Source organism: Halomonas sp. WWR20 (assembly GCF_054602495.1).
Genome location: NZ_JBTRHR010000013.1, coordinates 22,348 through 46,259, shown reverse-complemented (window position 1 = coordinate 46,259; position 23,912 = coordinate 22,348). Strand labels below are relative to the sequence as shown.

Sequence of the window (23,912 nt, the reverse complement as noted above, 5' to 3'; positions counted from 1 at the left end):
GCACAGCCAGGCGGAGTATGGCCCCTTGGCCACGATGAGAAAAGGCCCGTTACCTTCCCCCCGTAACGTCCACGATGGTTCCGGTGACATAGGATGCTTGCTCGGAGAGCAGCCAGAGAATCGTCTGGGCGACTTCCTCGGGTTGCCCGCCCCGCTGCATCGGGACCGTTTCGCTGAGGCGATCGACCCGCCCGGGCTCACCACCGCTGGCATGGATATCGGTATAGATGATGCCGGGGCGCACACCATTGACGCGAATCCCCTCGCCGGCGACCTCCTTGGCCAAGCCTTGGGTGAAGGTATCGATAGCGCCCTTGGTCGCCGCATAATCGACGTATTCGTTGGGCGCGCCCAGGCGTGCGGCGACCGAGGAGAGGTTGACGATGGCACCACCCGCGCCACCGTCTGCCGTCGACATGCGCCGAATGGCTTCACGTGCGCATAGGAAACTACCGGTAACATTCACGGAGAGGATGCGCGACAGGCGTTCGGCCGTCATGTCTCTTACCCGGCTCTGACGTTCGAGAATGCCAGCGTTGTTCACCAACGCGGTGAGAGTGCCGAGCTCGCGGTCCATCGTCTCGAAAAGTCGTGTCACTTCGCCCTCGTCACTCACGTCGGCGGCCACGGCAATGGCCTCCCCGCCGTCGCGCACGATATCGGCGACGACCGCCTCGGCCGAGTCGCGATTGCCCCGGTAATTAAGACAGATCCGGTATCCCAGCGTTGCCCCCAGTCTGGCAGTGGCCGCTCCAATACCGCGGCTGCCCCCCGTCACCAACAATACTCTGTCCATCGTCATGCCTCTTGCTACCTATCGTTGTCGGTCGAGCCATACTAGCGTGGGATATATTCAAAGGCGTACCTGTGTGCCTCATACCAGATGTGGTTGTAACCACTGTTTGAGCTGGGTTGCCTGCATCGCGCCGGCCTGACGGGCGATTTCCTGTCCGTTACGAAACACGATGAGTGTCGGAATGCTGCGGATCCCGAAGCGCCCTGCAAGTGCCTGCTCGGCTTCGGTATCCAGCTTGGCGAAACGCATCCGTGGCTCAAGTTCCCCGGCGGTCTGCGCGAAGATGGGGGCCATCATCTTGCACGGGCCGCACCAACTGGCCCAGAAGTCCACCACCACCGGCATCTCGCTGCGATTGATCAAGGCATCGAAATTGCGGCTGGTCAACTCGATGGGGGCAGCGGTAAAAAGTGGCTGCTTGCATTTGCCGCACTTGGGCCGCGCATTCAGCCGTGCCTGCTGTACACGGTTGATAGCGCTGCAGTGCGGGCAGCCAAGCTGCATCATGTCAGGCATGGAAAGTCTCCAGGTCGGTATCGTGACATTGGATATGCAGGCTAGACGGTCGCTAACCAAGCCGCCAGCCTCCGCCGCGGGATGTCTCGGAAAACCACGCCATCCTGGGCTCACGTCGCCGACATATCGGTTATCCTCAGAGGTCAGCGCGTCACGTTGCAGATAACCGATGTCCCCACTCCCCATACATGAGTGACCAATGCCTCAATCCCGCCGAAACCCGCGCGTTCTGCTGCGCCTACTCTCCCTGCTGCGGCCCTATCGCCTACGTCTGTTCAGTGCCAGCATCGCCTTGCTGGTTGCGTCAGGCAGTGTTCTGCTGCTGGGCCAAGGGTTGCGCCTGGTCATCGACCGGGGGTTCATGGCGAGTGATGCCGCCAATCTCAATCAAGCGCTAGGCGCGCTGCTGGGAGTGGTCGCGGTACTCGCCGTTGCGTCAGCGCTGCGTTATTACCTGGTGACCTGGATCGGCGAGCGGCTCGCCGCCGATCTACGCCGCCAGGTATTCGATCATTTGCTGACGCTGGAGCCCGACTTCTTCGAGCGCAACGGCGCCGGCGAAATCCAGTCGCGGCTGACCGCCGATACCAGCGTACTGCAGAGCCTGTTCGGCTCCTCGTTGTCGGTCGCGCTGCGCAACCTGCTGATGCTCATCGGCGCGGTATCGCTGATGCTGGTGACCCAGCCCCGGCTCAGCGCGCTGGCATTGATCGGCATTCCTGCCACGGTATTGCCGATCCTGTGGCTCGGGCGACGGGTCCGCCGACTCTCCCGACATAGCCAGGATCAAGTGGCCGAATTAGGACGTTATGCCAGCGAGGCGCTCAGCGGGATTCGCACGCTGCAGGCGTTCGGACACGAAGAGACCGACCGTCGCCGCTATGCCCGGCACGCGGAATCCGCCTTTGCCACGGCTGTCGCGCGGACTCGTCAGCGTGCTTGGCTGACCGGTATCGCCATGTTGATGATCTTCGCTGCGGTCGGCGTCATGCTCTGGCAAGGGGGGCATGCCGTGCTGGCGGGCGCGATGACCGCCGGCGAGCTGTCGGCTTTCATGTTTTATGCCGTACTCGCCGCCGGTGCAGTGGCGGCATTGGCCGAAGTCGCAGGCGATGTCCAGCGCGCCGCGGGCGCGGCCGAGCGATTGCTGGAACTGCTGGATGCACGCCCTGTCATTCAGCCCCCCGTCTCGCCCAAGCCACTGCCGCAGCCATCTCGCGGTGAAATCCGGGTGGAAAATCTGCGGTTTGCCTACCCTAGCCGCCCCGCGACGCCCGCGTTATCAGAGTTATCGCTGCATATCCGTCCCGGCGAGCGTATCGCCCTGGTGGGGCCTTCCGGGGCGGGCAAGAGCACCCTGCTGCAATTACTGCTGCGCTTCTACGATCCCCAGGCCGGAAGACTGTCTCTCGATGGCGTGGACTTGCGCGATCTCGATCCGGCGGCGCTACGCGCGTCGATGGGCATGGTCGCGCAAGAGCCGATACTGTTCACCGGCACGGCAGCCGACAATATCCGCTACGGCGCATCCGGTGCGAGCGACGAGGCCGTCCGTCTTGCGGCTCGCGATGCCAATGCCCTGGACTTCATCGAGGCGCTGCCCAACGGCTTCGACAGCTATCTCGGCCCCGGTGGCGTCCAGCTTTCGGGAGGCCAGCGCCAACGACTGGCGATTGCGCGCGCGTTACTGCGCAACCCCAGGGTGCTGCTGCTCGACGAAGCCACCAGCGCCTTGGATGCGGAAAGCGAACGGCTGGTTCAGGAAGCGCTGGACCGACTGATGACCGGCCGCACCAGTCTGGTGGTCGCCCATCGCCTGGCGACGGTGGTGGCCGCCGATCGCTTGCTGGTGTTCGAGCGGGGACGACTCGTAGGGATGGGAACCCATGCCCAGTTGCTCGAAAGCAATGCCTTGTATCGCCACTTGGCCAGCCTGCAATTCGATCTCGAGATGCCGCAGACAGGTGAGGGTTCGTCTCGCCAGGCCAAACAGGACTAAAAGGATCGAGGTCCGATATCGTCAGCGCAATGTCGTGAGGCGTCTGTCAGTTGGCTGAAGGAAAAACGCCGTCTCTGTACGCGTTACGACAAAATGGCCAGTGATTACCGGGCCACGGTAACACTGGCCCGTATTGCGCGTTGTATGCGGGCCGACTTTTCAGACAGAACGTAAATCATGTTTCTGCGTAAGCCAGGCGTCAGCGCCCCTGCGCGCCTCTGCGCAGCCACTCATGCACAAAGGCGAGCTTACGGCGCGCAGCGTCCGACAGTACAAAGGGATAAAGGTCCGGTAACCCCATCGAACGGTTGACGTGGTTGACCCCCACGGTGAGGGAGGCAGCCACATGGATAAGATGCTCGGCATCGGTTTCCGCATACGGGTCCCAGCCCGGGTTCGGTAATTCTGGAGACGACAGGCCCGCCGCGACGAAGCTGTCGGTAATATCGGTCAGATGCAGCAAGTGCGCGGTGGTCTCGGCCCAGTCCTCATGCGGATGTGTAGAGGCGTAGGTGGTCAGGAAGCGCTGCTTCCAATCGGGCGGAGGACCGTCATTGTAGTGTCGCTGGAGCGCGGCGGGGTAATCTGTGCGCTCGTCACCGAACGTGGCGCGAAAGGCATCGAGGAAATCGGCGCGCAGGCTGAGCCGCCACCAAAGCATATGCGCGATTTCATGGCGCATATGGCCAATCATGGTGCGGTAGGGCTCCCCCAAGGCCTGACGACGGGTAACGCGCAGAACGGGATCTGCCTCGGCTACGCTAATGGTCACCACGCCCTCGACATGCCCCATAGGCGCGGGCGTCAGTCCATCAGCGAGCATGTGAAAAACGGGTCGCGTGCCCGGATCCTCTGGCCGGAACCAATGCCAGCGGCCTAGATTGTCGAGCGCCCAACGCTTGGCAGCCTCGGTCTGTGCCCAGTTGGGAATTGCGTTGGGAATGGAGGGATCTGGGGCAAGCGCAGTCATGGCGCAGGACTGGCAAAAGGCGCCTTGTTCGGGGGCGATCCAGTTGCAGTCAATGACCTCGCGGTTGGCGCAGAAGGGAGGCGTGGGCAGGAAGGCCCGCGCCTGCGGATCGTAAGCGACGGGGGTGCCATCGGCTGTGGTGAGGTTATCGAACCAGAGCGATCCGGAACCGACAGGGTTAGAAAAGACGCGCATATAGGAAGGACTCCGAAAAAGCGGCATGGCACACTGGAAGGTAGTCGCATTAGATGCCAGCCCGCAAAAGACCCCTTTCAGCCAGCTGAACAGATGTTCCACGACATTGCGCCGATGATACTTCGGCCGGTCGAACTGCGAATCGGGTCGCCCATAGGGAAGTGGAGTCAGCCACCCAGCTATCGAATCCATAAACCCGTCCTGGCACAGACGAAGATGCAGTCGGGTCAGTATCCGGCCGAAGGTGCCATCGTACGCGCTTCCCATGTCATACCGGAATATAGCGTAGCAATCAGGACTTTTCAGACAATCCCTAGAAAAGGTCAGCGTGGCCAGTTGCCGACTTGGTCAGCATTCACCTGCCCCACCCGAGATCGAGGCCCCCTAACGTCCGGTCACTGGGAGAGCGACTTGATCATGGGCGCTGCGCTTGGCGATGATTTACGACCAAGGTAAAGAAATGGCATGCCATGCCGAGATTACCCCAGAAGACCGGCACCGTGATCTACTTTACCGATCCATATAACCTGTGGCAGCGTGGCTGCAACGAAAACACGACTGAGCTACTGCGTCAACACTTGCCAAAAGGCACGGACCTCTCTGTCTGTAGCCATCAAAGCCACACGAACTTAGTGCTTCGTTTACCTAATCTAGGGGCATCAATCCTTCGTAATTTAGCCTACCCTATATATCGTCGAGGTGTGGAGCCAAGAAATGGCTAGAATTTAGAAGTATCATGAGAATCGGGGGAGCTTAACGAGCCTGCGATATTAGTGGCAATAAGTCCCTTTGTTTGTTGGAGTAATTGCATGGATGCATTGGAGCCAGACAGCTTAAACCGGAAGGCATACGATAATAGTTACATTGTTGTTTTCGATATGAAAAATGCCGTAGGGCTGGGATCAGACGAGCACTTATTCGAAGCGCCAGAGGTTTTTGGGTACTGCCAAGATGTCCTGTTCAAGCTATACGTTAACGAGCTTCTAGATGATGCGTTTGCAAACCGCTCCGTTCAAGAGGAAGAACTGTCAAAATATTTAGAAGAAAATTTCCAAGAGCTGGTGGCAAACTCCATGTTCTTTCGGCTTAGAGAGCAATACGACAGCGTCACACTCGAAGAAGTGTTAGCGCTGTGCAAGATTTACTCCCATTTCCCGCCTTGGGCGGTTATCCAACGGGGCGAAGTGATCTTCAGCTTTCCCTGAATCTCATGGCGGGCCTCCCTTAACCAAACCCGGCACTGGGCTTCTTGCCATTCCCAGGCTTCTGTCGCGCCTTCTTGGTTCTGAACCCTCGGTGGCTCAGTAAGCCTGTGGCGAGATTTTGGTGTATAGCTAAACTGAGTTAAGGTGCTTGCAAGGGTTCACTAGCTTTACTCGTGAACGTGATGCAGGGCCTGGCGTACCGCAGGGTGCCCAGCATAATCCGAATGACAAGCGGTTGATCGTAGATCGTGGCTGCTTAAGCGATTTTCAAAGAAGCTTCAGATAAAGGGGGTTGGCTTGATCGAGGCGCTGATTTACAGGCTCAATAATTATCTGAGGCTGTCGGATGAAGATAAACAGGCATTGCGAGATTCAGTTACCCAGGTAGTAGAGTTCGAAAGAAATCAGAAAATCATTAGCGATAATGAGCGGCCTGATCACGTGCATGTCGTGATCGAGGGGTGGGCTTGCCGCTACAAGTATGTCGAAGAGGGCAAGCGTGCCATTCTAGGCTTTCTGGTTCCCGGTGATATGGTAGACGTGCATGTCGCGCTGCTCGATCATATGGATCATTCGGTCATGACCTTGTCGCCCGCCAAATTTGCCCTCATCCCCCGCGAAACGATCACGCATATTTTTGAGAATCATACTTCACTCGCTTATGGCCTTTTTTGGGCAGCGCTAGTTGAGGAGTCCATACAGCGCGAATGGTTCGTCAATAATACCTCCCGGCCAGCCGATAAGCGGCTCGCTCATTTGTGCTGCGAAATGCTGATGCGTCACCGTGCCGCCGGCCTCACGCAGGAATCAAACATTGAGTTTCCGCTGACTCAGCAGGACTTGGCGGATGCCATGGGGGTTACGAATGTGCATGTCAATCGAGTTCTCCAGAGGCTGCGAGAGGACGAAATGCTCGCTTTTCATCATAAGCGCATGACCTTCACCGACTGGGACCGGCTGAAGGCGTTTGCCGAGTTCGATCCGGGGTATATGCATTTAACAGAGCAGGATATTGAAAATCCCACCTGACACGGGCTCTCACGCTTAACAGCCGTGGACGAAGAAAAGCCTGTCCCTCTCCGACCAAGCTTTTTTGCTTGAGCCAAACGAGGCGCTACGTTTTGTCTGAAATAATGCCTGCTAATCTTCCTCCATCAGGTTTGGAGGAGTTGTTATGGCAGGCATTGCAAGATGACTATTTGGCATCGACGAATATACCGCCGCCCGCGGCGTGGCCTACCTCATCAATTCGATCGGCCAAAGTGTCGTCAGCGCAATGTTGCGGAGCGCCTGTCAGTCGGCTGAAGGAAAAACGCCGCCTCTGTACGCGTTATGACAAGCTGGTCAGTAGCTACCGGGCCATGGTGGCGCTGGCCTGCCCAGCATCGAGCGTTGTATGCGGGCCGACTTTTCAGACAGAACGTAGACGTTAACTATGCATTATCCGGATCATCAAGCCGCAAACGAATGCCCCAGAGCAGGCAAGGCCGAATTCAAGCTGTCCCGCGTCGAGCCGATAACCTAGATTATACGTATCAACGAACCTGTTAATACGCTCGGCCGGCTTGGCTCTATACCATAGTGTCATCGCCAAGCGGCTCACTCCCAAGCGGCTCACGTCCAAGTGAGTGGTAAGCCATGCAGCTCCTACGAATCAGCTCCTTGTTTTATCGGCGCTTTCTGCCCGCCTTCAGTGGCCTGCTAGTGGTCGCCGGCGTGTTGCTCTGGTGGCTTGCATCCCCCTCTGCGACGCTTTGGGCGGCTTCCGCCCCGGCAACGCGCTTGAGCCTCGCCATAGGAATATTGATTGCCACCTTGGGCTTAAGTATTCAGCTGCTGCAGCACTGTTTCACACAGCCGCTGCATAAACTCGTCGACTACGTAAAGAGTCAGCACCGGGGAGATTACGTGAACCCGCCTGCATCGTTGCTCAAACGTCAGGACGATCTCACCCAGCTCACCGACGAAATCCAGCGATTGCTGACAACCCTGCGGGAGCAGAACAAGCAGTTGCTTGAGCAGTCACTCAACGATCCCCTCACCGGTCTGGGAAATCGCCGTCAGTTGGAGCAGCGTCTCGACGCCGCGCTTCCTCTCAGCCGTCGACGCCTGGCCCCTTTGTCCGCGCTGATGATCGATGTCGATCACTTCAAATGCTACAACGATTATTATGGACACCTCGCAGGTGACGAATGCCTGATCGAGATTGCCAATGTGTTGCGTGACAGCTTTCGTCGTGAAACCGATATCGTGATTCGTCTGGGCGGTGAGGAATTTCTCGTGGTGCTGCTCGATAGCGATATAAACGAAGCCATGCGTATGGCCGAGGCAATGCGCAGCATGTTGCAGGCAGTCGGCATTCCCCACGTCAAATCCCCTACCGCGGAGGTGGTAACCGTCAGCATTGGCGTCGCTACCGCCAGTGCCGGAACCTTGATCGATGTTGAGCAACTGATTGCCTGTGCCGATGCAGCGCTTTATCAGTGCAAGGCCAAGGGGCGCAACTGCAGCACCCGCCACCCAGGCGAGGGCTCGGCGCTGAAAGCCTCGGACTCGCTGGCTTCCTGACCCACCCTCCAGTCACGATTCAACCTTCTGGCGCATTGAGGAAGCCCGCCAGCTTTCGTACACTCGTTTAATCCTTCCCTGTATCAAGAGGCTGCGAATGGCTTTCGACAGTACGTCTACCTATGTCGCCACCGAGGCGCTGAAGCTTGCGGTCAATGCGGCGATCACGCTGGAACGCCCCCTGCTGGTCAAGGGCGAGCCGGGTACCGGCAAGACCCTGCTCGCCGAGGAACTGTCGAACTCCTTGGGCGCCCGATTGATTACCTGGCATATCAAGTCCACCACCAAGGCGCATCAAGGGCTCTACGAATACGATGCCGTCAGCCGGCTGCGTGATTCCCAACTCGGGGTGGAAGGCGTACATGATGTCCGCAACTATCTGCGCAAAGGCAAGCTGTGGGAGGCTTTCGAGTCCGAGGAACGCGTCGTCCTGCTGATCGATGAGATCGACAAGGCGGACATCGAATTTCCCAACGACCTGCTCCAGGAGCTGGATCGAATGGAGTTCTATGTCTACGAGACCGACGAGACCATCAAGGCCCGTCACCGCCCGATCATTCTCATCACCTCCAATAATGAAAAGGAGTTGCCCGACGCCTTTCTGCGTCGCTGTTTCTTCCACTATATCGATTTTCCCGACCGCGAGACCCTGCAGCGCATCATCGACGTGCACTTCCCCGACATAGAGGCCCGGTTGGTGTCGCGAGCCTTGGAAGTATTTTTCGACTTGCGCCAGACGCCGGGACTGAAAAAGAAGCCGTCCACCTCGGAAATCGTCGATTGGCTGAAACTGCTGATGGCCGACAAGCTCGCTCAGGAGGCGCTGCATTCCCGCGATCCCAGCCGAGCGCTTCCGCCCCTGGCCGGCGCGCTGATCAAGAATGAACAGGATACCCAGTTGCTTGAGCGCCTGGCGTTCATGATCCGTCGGGGACGTTAAGCGATGTTTCTCGGCCTGTTCGACACCCTAAAGCGAGCCGACATTCCCGTCACGCTGCGAGAACTGCTGGATCTACACGCCGCGGTGGAGCGTGGCGTGGTGTTCGCCGACATGGAAGACGTCTATCGTCTTGCGCGCACGATAATGGTCAAGGACGAGCGCCACTACGATCGTTTCGATCGGGCTTTTGCCGCCTGGTTCGAGGGTCTCGAGAATGTCGACGCGGCTATCGAGGCATTGATTCCCGACGATTGGCTGCGCCGCGAGTTCGAGCGCTGGCTGAGCGAGGAAGAGAAGGCCAAGATAGAATCGCTGGGCGGGCTCGAGGCATTGATCGATACCTTCAAGAAGCGCCTGGAGGAACAAAAGGAGCGCCACGCAGGTGGCAACAAGTGGATCGGCACTGGCGGCACCAGCCCCTTTGGCGCCTACGGCTACAATCCCGAGGGCATCCGTATCGGTCAGGAGGGGTCGCGCCACCGCCGGGCCATCAAGGTATGGGACGAACGACAATATCGGGACTACGACGATACCCAGGAACTCGGCACTCGTAACATGAAAGTAGCGTTACGCCGCCTGCGCAAGTTTGCCCGCCAGGGGGCGGCGGAAGAGTTCGATCTGGAAAATACTATCGCGTCTACCGCACGCGATGGTGGCCTGCTTAATATTCGGATGCGCCCGGAGCGCCACAATGCCGTCAAGCTGTTGTTGTTGCTCGACGTGGGCGGCTCCATGGATGATCACATTCAGGTATGCGAGGAGCTGTTTTCAGCCTGCCGAAGCGAGTTCAAGCACCTGGAACACTTCTATTTCCATAACTGTGTTTATGAAGGGCTATGGAAGGACAATGCCCGCCGGGGCAAGGAACGCATCGACACCTGGGAGGTACTGCGGACCTTCGGTGCCGATTATAAAGTCGTGTTCGTTGGCGATGCGGCAATGTCGCCTTACGAGATCAGTCATCCGGGCGGTAGCGTCGAACACTTCAACGACGAGGCCGGCCACCTTTGGCTGACGCGCTTTGTCGATAAGTTCCAACGTCTCATATGGCTCAATCCCATGCCGCAACGGGCATGGAACCATACGACCTCCACGCAGATGATTCAGGACCTGATACAGGCTCGCATGTATCCGTTGACCCTGCAGGGGCTGGATGCCGGCATACGTGAACTGGTCCGCTGATGTTGTGTCATTGTCACACTATGAGATTTATCCGCCTGCCTTCTTTCCACTTGCCTTCTCTCGGGAGAGCCCCAGGAGGGGAAAACATCCGGCGACATAAAAAAGGCCCGGCACAATGGCCGGGCCCATAAACAATTCAAGTGCTGCGGTAAGTCTCCAGGTTCCTTGGCATTGATGGCGTCCCGCCGTTTATGCCTCCTTCCCTGAGCCCCGATCGTCCTGATCGCGCACTTCCTTGCACTGGCGACCTTCCTTGGCCGCTGCTTACCGCACAATTTGACATTAGCCGCCTCGTTCGAACAGAGCAAAGGTAGTTTGGTTCCATTGCGTTAAATTGAGTATCCAGCTCCAGAGCCCGACATTATCGATCTGCTACTAGGTAGTGAGAAGCCGAACCGTCAGGCCACATCCTGCCGACGTCTCGGTTACGTTATGCTCCAGCCCGGCGAATTGACTACCCTGATGACACACGCAAGGTTCGAAAGGAGTCGATCATCATGGCAGAGCAGACCATCGAGGTGCGGGAAATAAGCGATTCAGGTGACGGCTTAGCGCCTCGCTACGAGGTCTTCGATACTGACACCGGTATCAGCATCGGCATCTACGACACCAAATCCGAGGCTGACAGCCGAGCCAGCCAGATGAGATCGATCGATGTCGAAACGCTCAACCAGGACGCCGACGTACCCCGAGATGACTCCAACGTCAGCTAGGGAGCTTGTCTGTAGGGATAAATTCTATTTCAGATTGGAGACGACGGCATGCCAGAGTACCCATATGCAATACGCAAGATCAGCAATCCCCAAAACGGCTCAGCCCCGCAGTACGAAGTTTACGACCCCGATACTGGCGGCAGCATCGGGATATTCGACACGGAAACGGAAGCTAAAATGCGTGCTGAAAAGCTTGAAGGGATCGCCGATGAGAAAGGCGTGGATGACCCGGACGTACCCAAGGATGACCCGGCAACCGGTTAATGTAGGGCGGCGCTCCCTGGAGCGCCTGTGACCTACAGTCGATACGCTAAAGAGTGTTCATATCAGCTGAATATCCCGCCCCAATGCATGACGGTTGCGGCTGTCAGGACTGCAATCGGCAAAAGATCGACGATAACCTTCATGATGACCCCTGGTACGCTTTTGTGTTTTTATCGGACATGTTGTAACAACACGCAACAAAAATACTAACAAAAGTTATCAGGACACGCCATAAGGGTTTCTTGATGTAAGAGTATGAAATTTCTTTGCTACTCCATGACGCCTCAGGAGCATACCCACTAGCCGCCCACAAGCATGCACGCTTGGTCTTGCCTCGAATCGGAAAAGCGCGACTTGGCGCACCGCAAGTCAGAGGCGTTTGAAACGAAGAATCCCACGAAAAATAACGCCATCGGCCGAGCATCGATTCATAGACGAACCGACTCGGCCATTGCGTAACAATCGCGATGGCATGATGGACGGCAACCGCTTAGGAAGCAGGCCGGTCTGGAGTTCTTGCCGCCACCTCATCCAGCAGTGTCTGCAGATGATCGATATGGCATACCGAGGCGCCACACTGGGCGCATGTGACATATACGCCCTCTCTGATTTCATTGGGAATCATGAGACGGCGATTGCCACACGCGCAACGTAACGGCATATTTTCGCAAAGCATTACAATGACCCGAAGTTCAGCGAGATATTCTTGTAGTTAAGCGGCTAATGGGAAAACAAGCATACCGAAGCGAGCGTACCGAATTAAAACTAGGCGGAGGTGACCCCAGAGCGACCCCGGTAAAAACAGTAGCTTTAGGGAGTGGATCACAAGGAAGTGCGAATATGGCGGGGAATCAGGCGTGGCGCGGGATGGCGGAAGAGCGTGGGAGTCGAACCCACCAGGGACCGCTGGCAGCCCCTGCCAGATTTGAAGTCTGGCCGCCCCACCGGGGGTCGATGCTCTTCCCTTGCGTCATGTGGGCCTGATGAGGCCTCAGGACCACATATCCGTACGACGAATGACATGGTCATCCTGTACGCGGCGCGTAAAGCCAAGTCTATCAAAGAATTCAAGGATTTGTATGGCCAATTTTCGCCCGGTGTCGATTCGATCACGAAAATTCGCTGCCCGCGCGGCGCCCTGCGTCTCTGTCAGTTCTTCAACGATCGCGGCCATATCGCGTATGGCGGAGGCCACGAAGAAGTGATCACGTCGAACATGGTACACCTCCCCCAGCCGGGCGCTGGCAATCAACACTTCGCGTATCCGCTGCTCGTCCAGCCCTTTGGCTGCAGCGATATCACGCACTCGCGGTGGCTCGAAGGGCTTGGCCTCGAGCAAGGGGCGCAGCTCATGCCAAAGTGCCCGGTCAGCCTCATCGAGGTTGGCTTGATGCCCCGGTAGGGCCAGGAAGGCCCCGTGCTGTTCGACCTTGCCCTTCCTGATCACCCCATTCAGCAGGGGACGAAACAGATTGCTCGGCAACCCCGGCATGACCTGGCGACGCAGACGCTCACGCTCGGTACCCAGCATCGCCGGCTCACGTTCGTGATTGGATGCGATAATGGCCAATATGCGAGTTTCCAGTGCCTCGAGCGCCGGTCGTGAGAAGGCGCGTGTTTCCCCCTGAACCGTGACGACCTTGCCTCCCAAGGCCTCGACGAGGCCGGCGAGTGAATCAATGTCACGATTGGCGTTATGGGCAAAGGCCGTCAGATCCAGCCCCTCGGGGCGTAGCTCGAGCGCCGCCTCGAGCGGGCGTTGCAGATCGTAAGGCGCCCCTGCGAGAACGCTGTCGCGCAGTGCCCCAAGCCAGGCCAGGCGCTTGGGGGCTCGCTGGCCGCGGCGCGGAGGCGTGCCATCGAGCACCACTCCTCCTCCCAGGGTGGATTGGGCACCGTGATCGCGTAGCACGATGCGATCGCCCAGACAGGCATGGACCGGCGCATCCAGCACCAGTTGGCCCAGCATGCGCCCACCCGGGGCAAGACGTTGCCCTTCCAGCAGCGAGACATGTCCGGTGACGTGAGTGGCGCCCAGGTGAATGTGCACCGGGGACCAGTGTTTCAATCTCGCGGCGGTATCCAGCAATTCGAGAGAGATATCCAGGCGCTGCCGTTCCGGTGTTGCCAGCGCATCCGCCACGACCCATCCGCCTCTGCCGATTACCTCACGGTCGATCCCCGAACCGGCGAGATTGAGCGCTAGGCGGTCGCCCTGGCGAGAGAACCGACTCGCGCGATTCTGTCTTCTCAAACCACGGGCACGCGCCTTGAGTCCCGAAGGAAACAGATGTACCGTCTCGCCCTCTTCCAGCACGCCGCTCACTACGGTACCGGTGACCACCAGGCCTGCGCCGGCTTTGGTGAAAGCGCGATCGACCGCCAGACGAAAATGCCCCATCGCCGGTGTTTCATGCTGACGCGCGGCCAAGGCCCAGAGATGCTCGCGTAGCGCTGCAACCCCTTCACCACTGCGGCTTGACACCTCGAAAGTCTCGGCTCCCGCCAAAGGCGTTTCGGCAAGCAGCGTGGCGATTTCCTGTTTAACGGCCTGGCGACGCGCTGCATCGACCAGATCGCACTTGGTCATGGCCACCATTCCATGGGCAAGACCGAGCAGCTTGAGAATCTGGACATGCTCTATGGTCTGGGGCATCACGCCATCATCGGCCGCCACCACCAACAGTACCGTGTCGATTCCGGCACTGCCGGCCAACATATTGGCGATAAACCGTTCATGACCGGGCACGTCGACAAATCCCAGATCGATATCCGCGTCGATATCTGGATAGGCATAGCCGGCCTCGATGGTCAGCCCCCGCGCTTTCTCCTCCTTGAGCCGGTCGGTATCGATACCGGTCAGGCGCTGAATCAGGGCGGTCTTGCCATGGTCGACATGGCCCGCGGTTCCGACAATCATGACGTCGTCTCGTCCCCCGCTTGATCGAAGTGCTGGTTGAGCTCGCCGAGTTGCATGATAAAGGCACCCTCTTCCGCATCGCCGGCCAGACAGCGCAGATCGAGGCGCAGCGCTCCGTCACTCAGGCGGCCGATAACCGGTCGCGGTAAGCGGCGAAACGCCTCTTCCAGCTGCTGAAGTCTCTTTTCCCGCTGATGTCGATCTGCTGCCCGCGGGCGCCAGACCAGAGCCCGACTGGGCAAGCGATCTACCGGCAGCGCGCCGCTGCCGAGTTGGCTCATGCAATCCTCCAGCGTTACATCGAAATCGCGCAGCAACTCCCGGCTGGTCACTAGCAGACGTTCGCCGGTAGCCTGAATCGCATCCTGTGAACGCGTCATCAGCGCCAGGGTAGGAATGTCCCGTTCGGGAGCATCGCTGTTGCGGTAAATACGCAGTGTCGCTTCCAGCGCGGCCAGCATCAGCTTGTCGAGCCGCAACGCGCGTTTGAGCGGATGGCGCTTGATTCGCTCAATGAGTTCACGCTTGCCGACGATGATCCCGGCCTGGGGTCCGCCGAGAAGTTTGTCACCGCTAAAGGTCACCACATCGGCACCATCCGCGATGGCGTTACGAGGTAGTGACTCGTAGGGCAGCCCCAGCTCGGCGAGGTCGGTCAATGCCCCACTGCCGAGATCGATGATCAGCGGCACCCCATGCGCGTGAGCGATAGCGGCAAGCTGTTTCTCGGGGACGGATTTGGTAAATCCGGTAATCGCGTAGTTCGAGGTATGGGCCTTGACGATCAGCCCCGTTTCCTCGCCTAGTGCATGCTCGTAATCCCGCGCATGGGTACGGTTGGTAGCCCCTACCTCGCGTAGCCGGCACCCGGCCGCCATCATGATGTCCGGCATGCGAAAGGCGCCCCCGATCTCGATCAGTTCGCCACGTGAGATTATCGCCTCGCGCCCCGCCCCGAGAGCCCCGAGGGCCAAGACCACCGCCGCGGCATTGTTGTTGACCACCGTCGCAGCTTCGGCACCGGTCAGCTCGCAGAGCAGGCTTTCAACCAGACTGTCACGATCGCCCCGGCGACCGCTGTCCAGATCGTACTCCAGGGCAATGGGATAGCGTGCCGCGCGGGTGAGCGCATCGATGGCCGCCTCGGCAAGCGGCGCGCGGCCGAGATTGGTGTGAATGACCGTACCGGTCAGGTTGAAGACCGCTCGTGCACGCGGTCGGGTCAGTTCGATCAGAACCTCGAGACAGCGCCTGGCGAGGCTCTTCTCGGAAGGTAGCGTTGCATCCGTGCCGGCATCACCATCCGCCAAGCGTGAGCGCTCGGTATCCAGCGTCTCGCGTACGGCACGTAGCAGCAGGCGCCGGCCATGTTGTGCCCGAGCATCCTGCAGAAGCGGGTTTGCCAATAACGCATCCACGGAAGGCAGCCGGCGGCGTAAGTCGGCTTTGGGCTTATCGTTCATGTCACCTCAAGAGCGGTCATTGCTGAGAGAAGGACATACCATGGATCGGTATGGGACGTCACGTGTTTGCCGGGACATGCTGCCCCAGACGGAAAAAAGCGAGACAGCGCCTGGCGCTGTCTCGCTCGTCATTCCGGCTTGAACTCGTCACGCTATACTGAGGCGTTATTCTCCCACAATGAGCAGAGGGTTAAAGCCACTACGCTGGTATTTCCCTTCTTCGCTAAGCATCAGATCAAGAGCAAGGCTGGCCAAATCATCCGCGAGAGGTTCCACACCGGCGTTCCATTCGCGAGAAACGATTTTGAGATAGCTATTGCAATCACCGCAGGTCTCCGCCTGCATGGGCAATACCGGCTCTCCCGTCTCATCTTCGATATTCAGATAATTGAGCTTGCCACTCTTGTCGCAGACGCTGCACTTGGCGCGCTCCAGATACCACTGCGTCGCGCACAAGCCACACTGCAGATAGCGCGCCCCACTGCGGTCGCTTTCGATCTCGATCACACTCGCCACGGGGGCCGATCCACAGCATGGACACAAGGCCTGCATGTCACGCGACGGACGCTTCGGCGCACGAGGCAGGACGCGAGTCATGCGTACCCAGGCCACCTGCAAGGCCGCCGCGACGAATGGCATCAAACCACGGGACTCTTCAGGCCCGCTACGCCCTTCCAGTATATCGTCGGCCAGCCCGTCAAGCTCCGTACTTGCCATGTCACGCAGGCGATTCAGCAGCGGTCGCTGAGTCTCGCCGACATGCAGCTCCAGAGCATCCAGAATTCCTGACAATTCCGCCTGCCAATCGATATCGCGACGCAGGGCATGAATGCCCAACGGAGCCATACCGTGCTCCAGGGCCAGATCGAAAGCTTCCGTAGCCGGCAACCAAGGAGCCTGTCGACTTTCCAGGACTTGGTGCTGCGCCTGGACCAAGCGTGCCATGAAACTTAGAAACTCGCCCATGGGCGCAACGAGTTCCGACAGCTCCCCCAGCCGCTTGGCGCGTTCGCTGAAGATACCCGGATCAGGCAGAACGACCGCCGGTGGGTCCATGATGCCCACCGGCGTACTACCGTAAGAATGACTCACTTCGCCTCCTGTTACGGCGTCTGCCGTTGTTGCTTGGCTGCCGCTTCCTGCTGGGCTTCCTGCTCGGCGAATTCAGCCCTGTTCCGCTCCTTCTTCATTTCCTCCTCGTACCAGAGGCTATGGTGATGCTTGGCCCAGGCCTTGCTGACCCGCCCTTGCACCATGGCACGAATGGAACCCTTTACCCAGATCCCCGAGTAGATATGAATGATGAGCGTGATGATGGCCAGAAAAGCGGTAAAAGCATGTACCAGCGCGGCCACACGCAGCAGTAACCGAGGCATGTCCGGCGCAAAGTAGGGACGCCAGATGATGATTCCCGACACCAGCAGCACCGGCACGCACAGCAGCATGATCCAGTAGACCATCTTCTGGCCGGCATTGTTCTTACCCACCGGCGGCAGACGCTCGTCACGATTGCTGAGCACATCGCCGATCTGTTTCATCCACTGAATGTCGTGGCGCTTGATAAAGCTCTCCTTGAAGAGCTGTGCCGCCAGCGCCATGAAAAATAGTGCCATGAAGACACCGATCCAGGGATGGATGAAACGCGTCGATATGGGCCCACCAAACAACCCGGTGAATGGCCAGAAAACCGGATGGAACAGTGATAGACCGCTAAGCACCAGAAGCACAAAGCTGATCGCCACGAGCCAGTGGTTGGTACGCGTCCACCACGTATAGCGAAGAATGCCTTTACTCGTGTTGGAGTGGCTCATGAGCGATCCTCCTCACTGGACGCCGACGAGGCGCTTTTTTCATCCGTCCTGACCGCCGCTGCAGCTGTCCGCTCGTCCGGATCATCTTCGGGCTCATCCTTAGGGCCCTTGACGATATAGTGGAAGAAACCGGTGACGGCGGCGAGGCCGATCGCCGCAGACATCAACGGCTTGGTAACCCCCTTCCAGGCGTCCACCAGCGGGCTGATGCGTGGATCATCCGGCAAGTTATTGTAAAGCCCAGGCTTGTCCGCATGCTGCAGCACATAGACCACGTGCGTGCCCCCGACCCCAGCGGGATTGTATATCCCCGCGTTTTCATAACCGCGATCATTGAGATAGGAAACGCGCATCGCGCCATGCTCCAACATGTCCTCCTTGGTGCCGAACATGATGGCCCCGGTCGGACAGGTCTTGGCACATGCCGGCTCCAGGCCGTGATACACCCGGTCGGAACACAAGGTGCACTTATAGGCCTTCTCATCCTTCTCCGAGATGCGCGGAATATTGAACGGGCAACCCGCGACGCAATAGCCGCAACCGATGCAGTGCTCGGAATTGAAATCAACGATGCCATTGGCGTATTGCACGATTGCGCCAGGGGCCGGGCAGGCCTCAAGACAGCCCGGCTCCGCGCAATGCATGCAGCCATCCTTACGGATGAGCCACTCGAGATTATCCTCCTCGTCTTCGATCTCGTTGAAACGCATCAGGGTCCAGGTATTTGGACTCAAGTCCAACGGATTGTCATAGACCCCGACACATTCACCCACATCATCACGCAGATCGTTCCACTCCGCGCACGCCACCTGACACGCCTTGCACCCGATACACTTGGATACGTCGATCAGCTTGGTCACTTTCTCCACTTCATCCGAACGCTCTTGCGGAGAGGGAGCGGTAGTGGCGGAGCGCGCAATGATGTTCTGAAGGTTGATCTGATCGCCTCTCATCGCATCGCCTCCTTAGGCCTTCTCGACGTTGACCAAAAACGACTTGAATTCCGGCGTCTGGGTGTTGGCATCGCCCACCACCGGCGTCAGCGTATTGGTCAGGTGCCCTTTCTTCGCGACTCCCTTGAAACCCCAGTGAATCGGGATGCCGACCTGGTGCACCGTCTTGCCCGCGACCTGAAGCGTCCTTATCCGCTTGGTGACTACTGCCACCGCTTCGATATAACCACGCTTGGAAGATACCCGCACCTTGTCGCCTATCTTGATGCCCAGCTCCTCTGCCAGCGTGGTGCCAATCTCGACGAACTTTTCAGGTTGAGCAATGGCGTTCAAGTGCGCATGGGTCGTCCAGAAGTGAAAGTGCTCCGTCAGGCGATATGTGGTGGCGGCATAAGGAAACTCCTCGAACGTGCCGAAGTTTTCTCGATCGCCCTCGAATACCCTGGCCGCCGGGTTGTTCTTGGCCAGCGGATTGTCGGGGTGCATCGGGTTGCCCGCAATGGGTGACTCGAATGGTTCGTAGTGCTCAGGGAAAGGCCCTTCCGCCATCAGGCGTTCACCGAAGAACTTACCCAGTCCATTCTGATTCATGATGAACGGGCCGACGCCGGCTGAAGGCGGCGAATTGTCCGGAAAATCCGGAATGTCCGCACCTACCCATTGCTCACCGTTCCACCAGACAAGCCGCTTCTCGGGTGCCCACGGCGAGCCATCGGGCCTCGCACCGGCGCGATTGTAGAGAATGCGCCGATTGACCGGCCACGCCCACGCCCAGCCCAGAGTCATGCCGATATTGTACGGGTCCGAGTTGTCGCGCCGGTCCATGTTGTTGCCGGCTTCGGTCCAGGCCCCCGAGTAGATCCAGCAGCCACAGGCGGTACTGCCGTCGGCACGCAACATGCCGAAGTCGGTAAGCTGCTCGCCCTTGCGTTGCACGATGTTGCGATCAGCATCGCGAATATCGGTCAAAGCCCGGCCATTGTACTCCTTGGCCAACTCATCCGGACGCGGCTCCTCCGGATCGTCGTAGGTCCAGGTCAGGTTGAGTATCGGGTCAGGGAAGGCACCGCCCTCCTCGCGATACAGATGCTGCAAGCGATGGAAAAGTCCCGATATGATGGAGACGTCCGGACGCGCCTGACCGGGAGGCGGCGCCGCCGCCCAGTGCCACTGCAGCCAACGGGCACTGTTGACAATAGCGCCGTTTTCCTCGGCAAAGCAGGTCGTCGGCAAGCGGAAGACTTCCGTCTGGATCTGCGCGGGATCGACGTCGTTGTATTCACCATAATTCATCCAGAACTCGCTGGTTTCCGTAGCCAGCGGATCCATGACGACCAGATATTTCAACTTGGCGAGCGAAGCCGACACCTTATGCTTGTCAGGGAATGATGCCAACGGGTTGAAGCCCTGACAGAAATAGCCATTGAGCTCGCCTCGATGCATCATCTCGAAGGCCCACAACACGTCATAAAGCGGACGCTCGAGCTTGGGCAACCAGTCAAAACACCAGTTGTTTTCCTGGGTCGCCGCGTCGCCATACCAAGACTTCATCAGGCTGACGTGGAAACGCTCGTAGTGTCTCCAATAAGACACTTCATCGGGCAGTATCGGTTGCTTGATGCGCGTCTGGATGTAGTCGGCATAATCCTGCTCGTCGGCGGATGCCAGCCGCATGTAACCGGGCAATAGATTCGACAGTAGCCCCAGATCCGTCAGGCCCTGGATATTGGAGTGCCCGCGCAGCGCATTCACGCCACCGCCGAGCATGCCGGTATTGCCCAACAACAACTGCACCATGGCTCCGGTACGGATGATCTGGGCGCCGATGGAGTGTTGTGTCCAGCCCAAGGCATACAGAATGGTCATGGTCTTGCCGGGCACCGCCGTCTCGGCAATCATGTCCCAGACCCGCTGCACTTTCTTGCGCGGGGTACCACAAACGCTTTCCACCATGTCCATGGTGTAGCGGCTGTAATGCTTGCGCATCAACTGATAGACACAGCGTGGATGCGTCAGGGAATCGTCACGCTTGGCGTAGCCCTGTTCATCGAGCTCGTACTGCCAGCTCGTCTTGTCGTAGGCCTGCTCACCTTCGGCCTGATTCACGTCGGGCTTGAATCCGGTAAACAGCCCATCATGGAAGCCAAAATCCTCTCTCACGATCAGACTGGCATCGGTATAGGCCCGTACATACTCATGCTGGATCTGGTCGGTTTCGATCAGATAGTTGATCAACCCGCCCAGAAATACGATATCCGTACCGGTACGGATCTCGGCAGAAAAATCGGCCACCGCCCCGGTCCGCGTAAAGCGCGGATCCACGGCAATCAGCTTGGCGTTATTCTTCTCCTTGGCTTCCATCACCCAGCGGAAGCCCACAGGGTGCGCTTCGGCGGAGTTGCCACCCATCGAGAGAATGACATTGGCATTACGGATGTCGACCCAGTGATTGGTCATGGCACCGCGACCGTAAGTTGGGGCAAGACCTGCCACCGTCGGTCCGTGTCAGACGCGCGCCTGGTTATCGAAAGCCAGCATGCCGAGATTGCGTATCACCTTGTGCGTCAGGTATCCCGTCTCATTGGAAGATGCCGACGCCGCCAGGAAGCCGGCCGTCACCCAGTGATTCACCAGGTTGCCGTCTTGATCATGGGTGACGAAATTCTCGTCACGATCATCTTTCATGTGCCGTGCGATGCGGCCCAGCGCTTCCTGCCAGCTGATGACCTTCCACTCATCGCTGCCCGGCTCGCGTACCTGAGGATGCGACAGGCGCGACTCGCTCTTGATGAAATCGAGGATTCCGGCACCTTTCGGGCACAGCGAACCGCGACTGACCGGGTGATCCGGGTCGCCTTCGACATGGTAGATATCATCAATGGAGTTGATGCTGCCGTCACCACGGCTATACAGCAGCAGCCCGCAACCGACCGAACAGTAAGTGCAGTTGTTACGGGTGACCTTGGCGGCCGTGAGCTTGAAATGGCGAATGGAAGCGACGGCCGGTTCTGGTGCAAAGCCCAGCATGGCCATGCTGGACGTGGCCATGCCCGCCGCCCCGAGTTTGAGAAACTGTCTTCGCGTTACGCGCAGTGTCATGGGTATCTCCTCGTCAACCCGATACCTGATGGAGCGATTGTCAGTCTTGCGTCGCTCTCTAGTCATCATAAAACTTCAGTTATAGTCCTAGCGTAGCGCCTCGCTTTCAAACATAAAAGTCTTCTTTGCGTAAAAATATGCAATCTAAGCTACTGACTTAACTTGGTTTAACGCGAAAAGGGCCGGTTCGCGCGCACCGAGTTGTCAAAAAATTCCGCCCGGCACTCAACGGGCCGGGCGGAATCGCACCACATGACAGGCAGGAACTGTCTAGATATGGTCACGGGGAATGGTGCGGTCCCAGTTCTGCGAGTAGACACGCTTGTCGCCTTCGTAGGCATCGAGCTCCGCGTAGACATGAAAATCCGTCCGGGTGCAGGTCAGTACCGTACGGGTCGTGACTTCGATGTCCCAATCATCGCGCTTGAAGGCCCGCTCAGTGTAGGTCTCGCCACGAGCCGAGGTGAAATCGTTGCTACGAATGGTGTACCACTCTTGGGTATTGCGCCGAATCTCCGTACCGATGTCCTCGATCCGAAAAGCCCCTTGGTCGTTAATTACCTCAAGAGTCGATTCATCTCTCGCCAGGTCACTGATAAGCCGCCAGTTATGCTCACTTGGCTCAAGCAAGCGCGTTTCGAGAGGCGGAGTACTTTCCGGCTCGGGGAACGCCGGCAGTCGGTCGTCCTCCGCTTGCGGCTCGCGGATGGGCAGGCACAGCGAACTGCTGCCCGACATGATCGTCAGTGTCACCGGCTCCGGCGGTACCCAGGCCAGCGGCCAGTAGGACGTCGACAATGAAATGCGCAGCCGATGCCCCGCGGGGAAACGCTGCGCGATACCGTTGAGTGTCACGCGTACTTGATAGTAACTGTGCGGTTGCAGAGGCTCCGGGGTTTCACTGCCATTACGGTGCGCCAGGTTAAGCAGCCCGTAGGTCACGCGCGTTGCCTGTCCATCCGGTGCCACATCGGACAGGCGTGCCACCACCATCCCCAGGGGTTTATCCGCGGCCAGATCCAGCTCCAGGCTGGGTCGGCCGAAGATCTCCAGCGGCTCTTCAAGCGGCCGGCTCTCGAAGACCAGCGCCCCGCCGTCCTCCTCGCGTTGGTCGCCGGGTAAATCGGGCGTCGCCGCGTAGGAGCACCACTTGCCGGCATGCATCCCCACGCTGATGGGCGATTGAATGGTCATCGCCTCACGCTCGACCTTTTCGTCCTCGCTGGCGGCAATGTAGCGCGGTCCCAGTGGATAGTAGGTTTCGGTGATGTTCGGCGATGGCCAGCAGGACTCGCCTATCCAGCGCCCCGGACGATCCTCATAGGAAGTATGAGGGGGAACACTGTCCTGACGCCACACCCGCAGCATGGGTTCGTCCATGATGCCGGTGTCCTTGCCTTTCAGCCAATGATCCCACCAGCGCACGGCCTCCTGCAGAAAGCCAATCGCCGGTCCGGGAATGCCATCATGCGGATACTTGTGCCCCCAAGGCCCGATCAGGCCTTTGCGCGGCACGTCCAGGTGCTTGAGCAACCGGAACACGGTATTGGTAAAGCCGTCGGCCCACCCCCCGATCGCATAGACGGGACATTGAATGGCGTCGTAATGCTCACGCACCGAAGACGCCTTCCAGTAATCGCTGCGCCGTTGATGCTCAAGCCAGGATTCCAACCATAATCCGCTTCCCTCGAGGCGCTCGAACCACATGTCGCGCCAGCGATCCCCGACGATTTCCGGGTCCGGCGGCAGGCTATTGAAGGCGAACATCACGGTCGCTTCTGAGAGGTTGTCCCCCAGCAGGCATCCGCCCATGTAGTGCATATTGTCGGCGTAGAGGTCGTCGCTCGAGCACGCGCTGATAATCGCCTTCAATGCGGGGGGACGTTGTGCCGCGACCTGCAGACTGTTAAAGCCGCCCCAGGAGATCCCCATCATCCCGACATTGCCGTCGCACCACGATTGCTCGGCGATCCAGGCGATCGCGTCGACGCCATCCTCCTGCTCCTGGCGGGTGTACTCGTCGGTGATAACGCCGTCCGAATCCCCGCTGCCGCGCATATCGACCCGTACACAGGCATAGCCATGCCCGGCCATGTAAGGATGGTTGGTGGCATCCCGGCCTCGGGTGATGTCGCGCTTGCGATAGGGGATGTATTCCATGATGGCGGGGACGGGCTGACTCTCGGCATCGACCGGTAGCCAGATACGCGCGGCCAGCCGCGCACCATCTCTCATGGTGATAAAGGCATTCTCAATGACACGCACGTCATAAGGCAGCGAAACGTCCGTTTTCATTGCGTCTCCTTTGTGTTGCTCTT

Annotated in this window: 18 protein-coding genes, 1 tRNA gene and 1 pseudogene; 9 read left to right on the top strand and 11 right to left on the bottom strand. The window is 58.7% G+C overall.

Translation table 11 applies throughout. The annotated features are described in order from the left end of the window. Nucleotides 1–49 precede the first annotated feature (49 nt). A complete protein-coding gene (locus ACW4DH_RS17855; RefSeq protein WP_459637778.1) occupies nt 50–796 on the bottom strand; it encodes an SDR family oxidoreductase in 747 nt (248 codons plus the stop codon). Between the two features lie 78 nt (nt 797–874). Beyond that, nucleotides 875–1,312, bottom strand: a complete 438-nt coding sequence (gene trxC / locus ACW4DH_RS17850; RefSeq protein ID WP_459637755.1) for a thioredoxin TrxC — start codon at nt 1,310–1,312, stop codon at nt 875–877. Nucleotides 1,313–1,511: 199 nt separating this feature from the next. Here trxC and ACW4DH_RS17845 point away from each other — a divergent pair, with 199 nt between their 5' ends. Further along, entirely contained in the window at nt 1,512–3,311 is a 1,800-nt protein-coding gene (locus tag ACW4DH_RS17845) for an ABC transporter transmembrane domain-containing protein (RefSeq protein WP_459637754.1), read from the top strand. A gap of 199 nt (nt 3,312–3,510) precedes the next feature. Here the strand turns inward: ACW4DH_RS17845 and ACW4DH_RS17840 are convergent, their stop codons facing one another. Continuing rightward, on the bottom strand, nt 3,511–4,476 hold the full coding sequence (locus tag ACW4DH_RS17840; RefSeq protein WP_459637753.1) for a zinc-binding metallopeptidase family protein: 966 nt from the start codon (nt 4,474–4,476) through the stop codon (nt 3,511–3,513). A gap of 421 nt (nt 4,477–4,897) precedes the next feature. Here ACW4DH_RS17840 and ACW4DH_RS17835 point away from each other — a divergent pair. From ACW4DH_RS17835 to ACW4DH_RS17800, 8 genes and pseudogenes are all read left to right on the top strand, one after another. Continuing rightward, nucleotides 4,898–5,120: pseudogene (locus tag ACW4DH_RS17835) on the top strand (IS30 family transposase); the annotation flags it as partial. Between the two features lie 165 nt (nt 5,121–5,285). Next, the gene (locus ACW4DH_RS17830; protein WP_459637752.1) at nt 5,286–5,681 is read left to right on the top strand and encodes a hypothetical protein; all 396 of its coding nucleotides are present in this window, start codon (nt 5,286–5,288) and stop codon (nt 5,679–5,681) included. Between the two features lie 297 nt (nt 5,682–5,978). Continuing rightward, entirely contained in the window at nt 5,979–6,710 is a 732-nt protein-coding gene (locus tag ACW4DH_RS17825) for a Crp/Fnr family transcriptional regulator (RefSeq protein ID WP_459637751.1), read from the top strand. A 609-nt stretch (nt 6,711–7,319) separates the two neighbouring features. Beyond that, on the top strand, nt 7,320–8,249 hold the full coding sequence (locus ACW4DH_RS17820; RefSeq protein WP_459637750.1) for a GGDEF domain-containing protein: 930 nt from the start codon (nt 7,320–7,322) through the stop codon (nt 8,247–8,249). Nucleotides 8,250–8,346: 97 nt separating this feature from the next. Continuing rightward, complete coding sequence (locus tag ACW4DH_RS17815; RefSeq protein WP_459637749.1) at nt 8,347–9,189, top strand: AAA family ATPase; 843 nt, start codon at nt 8,347–8,349, stop codon at nt 9,187–9,189. A 3-nt stretch (nt 9,190–9,192) separates the two neighbouring features. After that, nucleotides 9,193–10,371, top strand: a complete 1,179-nt coding sequence (locus tag ACW4DH_RS17810) for a vWA domain-containing protein (protein ID WP_459637748.1) — start codon at nt 9,193–9,195, stop codon at nt 10,369–10,371. A gap of 497 nt (nt 10,372–10,868) precedes the next feature. Next, nucleotides 10,869–11,084: a hypothetical protein gene (locus ACW4DH_RS17805; RefSeq protein ID WP_459637747.1), complete on the top strand. Its 216-nt coding sequence runs from the start codon at nt 10,869–10,871 to the stop codon at nt 11,082–11,084. Nucleotides 11,085–11,132: 48 nt separating this feature from the next. Continuing rightward, a complete protein-coding gene (locus ACW4DH_RS17800; RefSeq protein WP_459637746.1) occupies nt 11,133–11,348 on the top strand; it encodes a hypothetical protein in 216 nt (71 codons plus the stop codon). 868 nt (nt 11,349–12,216) lie between these two features. Here the strand turns inward: ACW4DH_RS17800 and ACW4DH_RS17795 are convergent. The 8 genes from ACW4DH_RS17795 to ACW4DH_RS17760 all read right to left on the bottom strand — a co-directional run bounded on the left by ACW4DH_RS17795 (nt 12,217) and on the right by ACW4DH_RS17760 (nt 23,889). Then, nucleotides 12,217–12,312, bottom strand: a tRNA-Sec gene (locus ACW4DH_RS17795). Between the two features lie 27 nt (nt 12,313–12,339). Continuing rightward, nucleotides 12,340–14,268, bottom strand: coding sequence for a selenocysteine-specific translation elongation factor (gene selB, locus ACW4DH_RS17790; protein WP_459637745.1), 1,929 nt, complete (start codon nt 14,266–14,268; stop codon nt 12,340–12,342). Continuing rightward, entirely contained in the window at nt 14,265–15,731 is a 1,467-nt protein-coding gene (selA, locus tag ACW4DH_RS17785) for an L-seryl-tRNA(Sec) selenium transferase (protein ID WP_459637744.1), read from the bottom strand. Before selA ends, selB begins: the two co-directional genes overlap by 4 nt. A 165-nt stretch (nt 15,732–15,896) precedes the next feature. Further along, entirely contained in the window at nt 15,897–16,823 is a 927-nt protein-coding gene (gene fdhE, locus ACW4DH_RS17780) for a formate dehydrogenase accessory protein FdhE (protein WP_459637743.1), read from the bottom strand. An 11-nt stretch (nt 16,824–16,834) separates the two neighbouring features. Next, complete coding sequence (locus tag ACW4DH_RS17775) at nt 16,835–17,542, bottom strand: formate dehydrogenase subunit gamma (RefSeq protein ID WP_459637742.1); 708 nt, start codon at nt 17,540–17,542, stop codon at nt 16,835–16,837. Further along, a complete protein-coding gene (fdxH, locus tag ACW4DH_RS17770; RefSeq protein WP_459637741.1) occupies nt 17,539–18,495 on the bottom strand; it encodes a formate dehydrogenase subunit beta in 957 nt (318 codons plus the stop codon). The genes ACW4DH_RS17775 and fdxH overlap by 4 nt, the downstream gene beginning before the upstream one ends. A gap of 12 nt (nt 18,496–18,507) precedes the next feature. Next, entirely contained in the window at nt 18,508–21,588 is a 3,081-nt protein-coding gene (gene fdnG / locus ACW4DH_RS17765) for a formate dehydrogenase-N subunit alpha (RefSeq protein WP_459637777.1), read from the bottom strand. Nucleotides 21,589–21,864: 276 nt separating this feature from the next. Further along, complete coding sequence (locus tag ACW4DH_RS17760; RefSeq protein WP_459637740.1) at nt 21,865–23,889, bottom strand: CocE/NonD family hydrolase; 2,025 nt, start codon at nt 23,887–23,889, stop codon at nt 21,865–21,867. Nucleotides 23,890–23,912 lie beyond the last annotated feature (23 nt).